Origin of the sequence: Streptomyces sp. NPDC002018 (genome assembly GCF_042890865.1) — a bacterium.
In the GTDB taxonomy this organism is placed as follows: Bacteria; Actinomycetota; Actinomycetes; order Streptomycetales; family Streptomycetaceae; genus Streptomyces.
Genome location: NZ_JBIASO010000049.1, coordinates 1 through 6,292 on the forward strand (window position 1 = coordinate 1; position 6,292 = coordinate 6,292).

At 71.1% G+C, this 6,292-nt stretch carries 5 protein-coding genes; 3 read left to right on the plus strand and 2 right to left on the minus strand.

The window, feature by feature from the left end; genetic code table 11:
• Positions 1-90: 90 nt before the first annotated feature.
• Positions 91-1,353 (minus strand): glycoside hydrolase family 18 protein, encoded by a 1,263-nt coding sequence (locus ACFYYH_RS34350; RefSeq protein ID WP_388559824.1) that lies wholly within the window; start codon positions 1,351-1,353, stop codon positions 91-93.
• Between the two features lie 330 nt (positions 1,354-1,683).
• Between ACFYYH_RS34350 and ACFYYH_RS34355 the strand changes: the two genes are divergently transcribed.
• Positions 1,684-2,856 carry an acyl-CoA dehydrogenase family protein gene (locus ACFYYH_RS34355; RefSeq protein WP_388559834.1) on the plus strand — a complete coding sequence of 391 codons (1,173 nt, stop codon included), beginning with the start codon at positions 1,684-1,686 and terminating at the stop codon, positions 2,854-2,856.
• A 61-nt stretch (positions 2,857-2,917) separates the two neighbouring features.
• Here the strand turns inward: ACFYYH_RS34355 and ACFYYH_RS34360 are convergent, their stop codons facing one another.
• Positions 2,918-3,316 carry a hypothetical protein gene (locus ACFYYH_RS34360; protein ID WP_388559826.1) on the minus strand — a complete coding sequence of 133 codons (399 nt, stop codon included), beginning with the start codon at positions 3,314-3,316 and terminating at the stop codon, positions 2,918-2,920.
• 204 nt (positions 3,317-3,520) lie between these two features.
• On the opposite strand from ACFYYH_RS34360, the gene ACFYYH_RS34365 reads away from it, so the two are divergent.
• Together ACFYYH_RS34365 and ACFYYH_RS34370 are read left to right on the plus strand one after the other, a co-directional pair.
• Positions 3,521-3,961, plus strand: coding sequence for an Lrp/AsnC family transcriptional regulator (locus ACFYYH_RS34365; RefSeq protein ID WP_388559829.1), 441 nt, complete (start codon positions 3,521-3,523; stop codon positions 3,959-3,961).
• Positions 3,962-4,075: 114 nt separating this feature from the next.
• Complete coding sequence (locus ACFYYH_RS34370) at positions 4,076-5,707, plus strand: amidohydrolase (RefSeq protein WP_388559831.1); 1,632 nt, start codon at positions 4,076-4,078, stop codon at positions 5,705-5,707.
• The last annotated feature ends 585 nt before the right edge of the window (positions 5,708-6,292 follow it).

Genomic DNA, 6,292 nt, shown 5'->3' on the forward strand with positions numbered 1-6,292 from the left:
GCTCCCACTCAGCATCGCTCAGATCACCCCGCCCCATGCCCACACCAACGACCCGCACACGAAGCAGTCACATGATCGACCGGACAAGTCCTAGTTGATGGACTTGATCAGTTCGCCGTCGGCGGTGTCACCGCTCAGCTCCCAGAAGAAGGTGCCGCCCAGGCTCTGCTGGTCCTTGTAGGCCATCTTCCCGGCGATGGTGGCGGGAGTGTCGTAGCTCCACCACTGGTTGCCGCAGAAGGCGTACGCCGTTCCCGCGACCGTCCCGTTGGCCGGGCAGGAGTTCTTGAGGACCTTGTAGTCCTCGATACCGGCCTCGTAGGTGCCCGGAGCCGCGCCCGTCGCCGTACCGCCCGGCTCCTGCTGGGTCACACCGGTCCAGCCGCGTCCGTAGAAGCCGATGCCCAGCAGCAGCTTCTCGGACGGGATGCCGAGGCCCTGGAGCTTGCTGATCGCCGCGTCGGAGGTGAAGCCCTCCGTCGGGATGCCCGGGTAGGAGGTGAGCGGCGAGTGCGGGGCGGTGGGGCCCTGCGCCGCGAAGGCACCGAAGAAGTCGTAGGTCATCGGGTTGTACCAGTCGAGGTACCGCGCGGCGCCCGTGTAGTCGGCGGCGTCGATCTTCCCGCCGTCGGAGCCGTCGGCGGTGATGGCCGCCGTCACCAGAGCGCCGGTGCCGAACTCGGTCCGCAGCGCGGACGCGAGGTTCCCGAAGGCCTCACGTCCACTGGTGTCGCAGGTCAGACCACAGGAGTTGGGGTACTCCCAGTCGATGTCGATGCCGTCGAAGACATCGGCCCAGCGCGGGTCCTCGACCAGGTCGTGGCAGGACTGCGCGAAGGCGGCCGGGTTCCTCGCCGCCTCGGTGAAGCCGCCGGACCAGGACCAGCCGCCGAACGACCAGATGACCTTGAGACCGGGGTGGAGCGCCTTGAGCTTGCGGAGCTGGTTGAAGTTGCCGCGCAGCGGCTGGTCCCAGGTGTCGGCCACGCCGTCGACGCTCTGGTCCGCGGTGTACGCCTTCTCGTAGTCGGCGTAGGCGTCACCAATGACGCACTTTCCGCCGGTCACATTGCCGAAGGCGTAGTTGATATGGGTGAGTTTGCCGGCGGAGCCGGAGGTCTCGATGTTCTTGACGTGATAATTGCGGTCGTAGACGCCCCAGTTGGTGAAGTAACCGACCACCTTGTCGCCTGCCGCGGTGGGGGCGGCGGAGACGCCGGCGGGAGTGGCGGCGGTGGACTCACCGGCGGAGGCGCTGCCCGCCCCGGAGAGCAGGGTGACGCCGAGCGCGGCCGTACACGCGGCGGCGATCAGCGCCCGGAAGCGGGCACGGGAGCGGTGAAGCCTGAGCATGGAGTCTCCTCGTGGGGGAGGAAGAAGCGAGTGGGGGGAAATGACATGAACGCGTTGAGAGGGAACGTTAGAAGGACTAGACCACTGGGTCAATGGTTCGGACCGGGTTCGGCCGTGCCGGAGGGGTCTGGGCGGGCTCGTGACGGAACGCCGCTGATCGGGCATACTCGACGCGCCGCAGCCGCTGGTCAGCCGCTTCCGTGATCCGGGAGGGCAGCATCGGTTGGGCAGCACCACCTTCCGGGGGACACCCCCGGACCCCAGCCGGCGGCGCCGCCACACCCTGCGCGCGTGACCGCCGTAGCGCCCGACAGGGAGGAGAGCGCCGCCATGCCCGACCGCGCCCCGCGACCGGTGGACCGGCAACTGCCCACCGAGGAGTCAGAGGACCTCGTCGCCCTCGTACGCGACATCATCCAGCGGGAGATCATCCCGGCGGCGGCCGAGGAGGAGGAAGCGGGACACTTCCCGCGCGACCTCTTCGCCCTGCTCTCCTCGTCCGGCCTGCTCGGCCTCCCCTACGACTCCGCCCACGGCGGCGGGGACCAGCCGTACGAGGTCTATCTCCAGGTACTCGAAGAACTGGCCGCCGCCCGGCTCACCGTCGGCCTCGGCGTCAGCGTGCACTCGCTCGCCTGCCACGCGCTCGCCGGCTACGGCACCAAGGACCAGCAGACCGAATACCTCCCCGCCATGCTGGGCGGCGGACTGCTGGGCGCCTACTGCCTCTCCGAGCCCGCCTCCGGCTCGGACGCCGCCTCGCTCCGTACGAGGGCCGTACGGGACGGCGACGACTGGGTGATCACCGGCACCAAGGCCTGGATCACCCACGGCGGGATCGCGGACTTCTACACGGTGCTGGCCCGCACCGGAGAAGAGGGCGCCCGGGGCATCACGGCGTTCCTCGTACCGGGCGACGCCCCCGGTCTGAACGCGGCTCCCCCCGAGAAGAAGATGGGCATGAAGGGCTCGCCCACCGCCCAACTCCACTTCGACGGCGTACGGGTGGCCGACGGCCGGCGGATCGGCGAGGAGGGCCAGGGCTTCGCCATCGCGCTGTCGGCGCTCGACTCGGGCCGTCTCGGCATCGCCGCCTGCGCCATCGGTCTCGCCCAGGCGGCCCTGGACGAAGCCGTCGAATACGCCACCGGACGACGGCAGTTCGGCAGACCCATCGCGGACTTCCAGGGACTGCGCTTCCTGCTCGCCGACATGGCCACCCGGATCGAGGCGGGACGCTCGCTCTATCTCGCCGCCGCCCGGCTCCGTGACACCGGCCGGCCGTTCTCCCGGCAGGCCGCCATGGCCAAGCTGTTCTGCACGGACACCGCGATGCAGGTCACCGTCGACGCCGTGCAGGTCCTCGGCGGCTACGGCTACACCCTGGACTTCCCGGTGGAGCGCTTCATGCGCGAGGCGAAGGTGCTTCAGATCGTCGAGGGCACCAACCAGATCCAGCGCATGGTGATCGCGCGGCATCTGGCGGGCCCGGAAACACGCTGAACCGGTTCCCCGGCGCGCTCCCCGACCCTGGGTCGGCGGGCGTGCCGGGGCTCCGAGGACCTCAGGCGGCGTGCCGCTGGACGGTCGGCACCTTGAACGGGCGCGAGCCCGGTCCGCCGACGTGCGAGAACGGCTGGGTCCGCCAGTTGAGTCCCTGAGGGAGCGTCAGAAGCAGCGCGGTGTCCTGCTCCTGGGCCTCGGACGACTCGTCGGCGGGACGAGCGTCCGACGCCGCACGGCCCGTACCGGCACAGACGGAGAGTACGAACGGGTTCCACGGTGTGGGGCACAGAGCGTGCTCCGGCAGGACGTCCTCGTCCGCCAGCAGCGCGATCGGCTGCGCACAGTCCGGGCAGACGACCCGGTACATCTCGAAGGTGTCGTAGAAGTCGATGTCGTCGGCGTCGACGAGATCAACAGGCTCCGGTTCGGTACGTCCGGCGCGCTTCAGGCTCTGCATGGAGACATTCCCCCTCGGGTGGGCCGACCAGGCACTTGTGGTCTCGACCACAGCAAGCAATTCCCGTCGCGCGAGCCAGGTAACCGTAAGGTCTCGACGGACCGCGTCAGAGACCTGTGGTCTTCGTCACATGCCGCTCGCAGGTGCCGTTCGGCCGACCCGCCGACTGTGCCGGAAGTGACCTGGGGCAATAGGTTGATCCGTATGGAGGAGCTGGATCGTCAGATCGTGGAGTTGCTCGTCAACGACGGCCGGATGAGCTACACGGACCTGGGCAAGGCCACCGGCCTGTCCACCTCGGCCGTGCATCAGCGCGTACGCAGGCTGGAGCAGCGCGGAGTCATCCGCGGCTATGCCGCGGTCGTCGACCCGGAGGCGGTCGGCCTGCCGCTCACGGCGTTCATCTCGGTGAAACCGTTCGACCCGAGCGCCGCCGACGACATCGCGGAACGGCTCGCGGGCATCGCGGAGATCGAGGCGTGCCACAGCGTGGCGGGCGACGAGAACTACATCCTCAAGGTCCGGGTCCCCACCCCGCTGGAACTGGAACACCTCCTCACCCGGATCCGCTCCCTGGCGGGAGTCTCGACCCGGACGACGGTGGTCCTCTCGACGCCGTACGAATCACGCCCCCCGTCCTTCTGACACCCCGACGGCCTCGCGCCGGCGCCCGTACCACGCGGGCGCCCCCGGCCGGCGCCCCCGGCCGGGAGGCGACCCCGTACCGGCGCCCCCCTCCGCACACGCGACACTGGTCCCATGACCAAGCGCACCGACCCCCACCGCACCGTCCTGCTCCGCGGTGGAGAAGTCCACAGCCCCGCCGACCCCTTCGCCACCGCCATGGTCGTCGAACGCGGCCATGTCGCCTGGGTCGGCTCCGAGGGCGCCGCCGACGCCTTCGCCACCGGCGTGGACGAGGTCGTCGACCTCGAAGGCGCGCTCGTCACCCCCGCGTTCACCGACGCCCATGTCCACACCACCGCGACCGGCCTCGCCCTCACCGGGCTCGATCTGTCCACCGCCCGCACGCTCACCGAGGCGCTCGCGCTCGTACGGACCCACCGCACCGCCCGCCCCGACAGCCGCATCCTGCTCGGCCACGGCTGGGACTCCGCCCGCTGGCCCGAACAGCGCCCCCCGTCCCGCGCCGAACTCGACGAGGCCGCCGGCGGCCGGCCGCTCTATCTGCCGCGTATCGATGTGCACTCCGCCGTCGTGACCACCGCCCTGCTCGACCTCGTCCCCGGCATCACCTCCCTCGCCGGATACCACCCGGACGGTCCGCTGACCGCCGCCGCCCACCACGCCGTACGCGCGGCGGCGCACGGGGCCGTCAGCGTGCGCCAGCGCACGGAGGCGCAGCGCGCGGCCCGTCGGCACGCCGCGTCGCTCGGTATCGGCAGCCTCCACGAGTGCGCCGGCCCCGACATCTCCGACGAGGAGGACTTCGCCGCGCTGCTGGCCCTGGCGGACGAGGAGGCCGGCCCGCGGATCCACGGCTACTGGGCCGAGCCCATCAGCGACGAGAAGGGCGCCCGGCACATCCGTGACCTGGGCGCGGCGGGCGCCGCCGGTGATCTCTTCGTCGACGGATCCCTCGGCTCCCACACCGCCGCCCTGCACGACCCGTACGACGACGCCGCCCACACCGGCACCGCCCACCTCGACGCCGCGGCGGTCGCCGCGCATGTCACCGCCTGCACCGAGGCCGGACTCCAGGCCGGTTTCCACGCCATCGGCGACGCCGCGGTCAGCACCGTCGTCGAAGGGGTACGCGCCGCCGCCGAGCGACTGGGCCTCGCACGGGTCCGGGCCGCCCGGCATCGCGTCGAGCACGCCGAGATGCTGACCCCCGCGACCGTCGCCGCCTTCGCCGAGCTGGGGCTCACCGCCTCCGTCCAGCCCGCCTTCGACGCGGTCTGGGGCGGCGAGGGCGGTATGTACGCGCGGCGTCTTGGCACCGAGCGCGCCCGTACGCTCAACCCCTACGCCGCGCTGCTGCGCGCCGGGGTCCCGCTGGCCTTCGGTTCCGACAGCCCGGTCACCCCGCTGGACCCGTGGGGCACCGTCAGGGCCGCCGCCTTCCACCAGACCCCCGAGCACCGCATCTCGGTACGGGCGGGATTCACCGCCCACACCCGTGGCGGCTGGCGGGCCGTCGGCCGTGACGACGCGGGCACACTGGTGCCGGGAGCCCCCGCCGACTACGCCGTCTGGCGCACCGAGGAACTCGTGGTCCAGGCCCCCGACGACCGGGTCGCCCGCTGGTCCACCGACCCGCGCTCGGGGACGCCGGGACTGCCGGATCTGACCCCCGGCCGTCCGCTGCCGGTGTGCCTGCGGACCGTGGTCGCCGGGCACACGGTGTTTGTGCGACCGAACGAGTGACGTGGGGACATTTCGTACCGCCGACCGATGCCTCCCGGTCTCGGTCGCGACCTGCGGATCTTCCCCACTGACCTGGTGATTTGGGTCAACTCCGCAGGTCAAACGGCTATTGACAGTAAGCAGCCACCGGCGGGTAGGTTCGGCCGAGTCCACCACAGGACGTCCGTCCGGCAATCTCCACGCAGTCGTCGAACGCCGCTGGGTCATGGGGCGGTGTGCCGCACCGGCACCGCCACTGGGAGCCAGGTCCAGCGCCCGCGTCTCGGGGGCGAGGGAAGGTTTCGGCCGGCCGGTGGGTGCGACCCGGGTGGGGCCCCGGCGTTCAGTAGACAACGGCTTTCGGTCGATCCGCAGCCAGCGGGTTCCAGGTCGGCCCGAAGGACGCCGGGCCCCGATCCCCCCTCTTTTTGAGGGCTCGGTTCACCTCCGGGGCGCTTCATGTCGGTGCCGACGGTCGACCGTGCTCGGCCGTTCGTTCCTCACGGCCTGTGCGCGCTCTCCTTTTCGGCACCGACGCGCCCCTTCGGCTCACTCGCCTTCTTTTTCGGGGCTCGGTTCGCCTCCGGGCGCTGGATGCCACTGTCG

Excerpts from the sequence above, each read along its gene's own strand:
- ACFYYH_RS34350 (WP_388559824.1), bottom strand. The coding sequence starts at position 1,353 with ATGCTCAGGCTTCACCGCTCCCGTGCCCGCTTCCGGGCGCTGATCGCC.
- ACFYYH_RS34355 (WP_388559834.1), top strand. The coding sequence starts at position 1,684 with ATGCCCGACCGCGCCCCGCGACCGGTGGACCGGCAACTGCCCACCGAG.
- ACFYYH_RS34360 (WP_388559826.1), bottom strand. The coding sequence starts at position 3,316 with ATGCAGAGCCTGAAGCGCGCCGGACGTACCGAACCGGAGCCTGTTGAT.
- ACFYYH_RS34365 (WP_388559829.1), top strand. The coding sequence starts at position 3,521 with ATGGAGGAGCTGGATCGTCAGATCGTGGAGTTGCTCGTCAACGACGGC.
- ACFYYH_RS34370 (WP_388559831.1), top strand. The coding sequence starts at position 4,076 with ATGACCAAGCGCACCGACCCCCACCGCACCGTCCTGCTCCGCGGTGGA.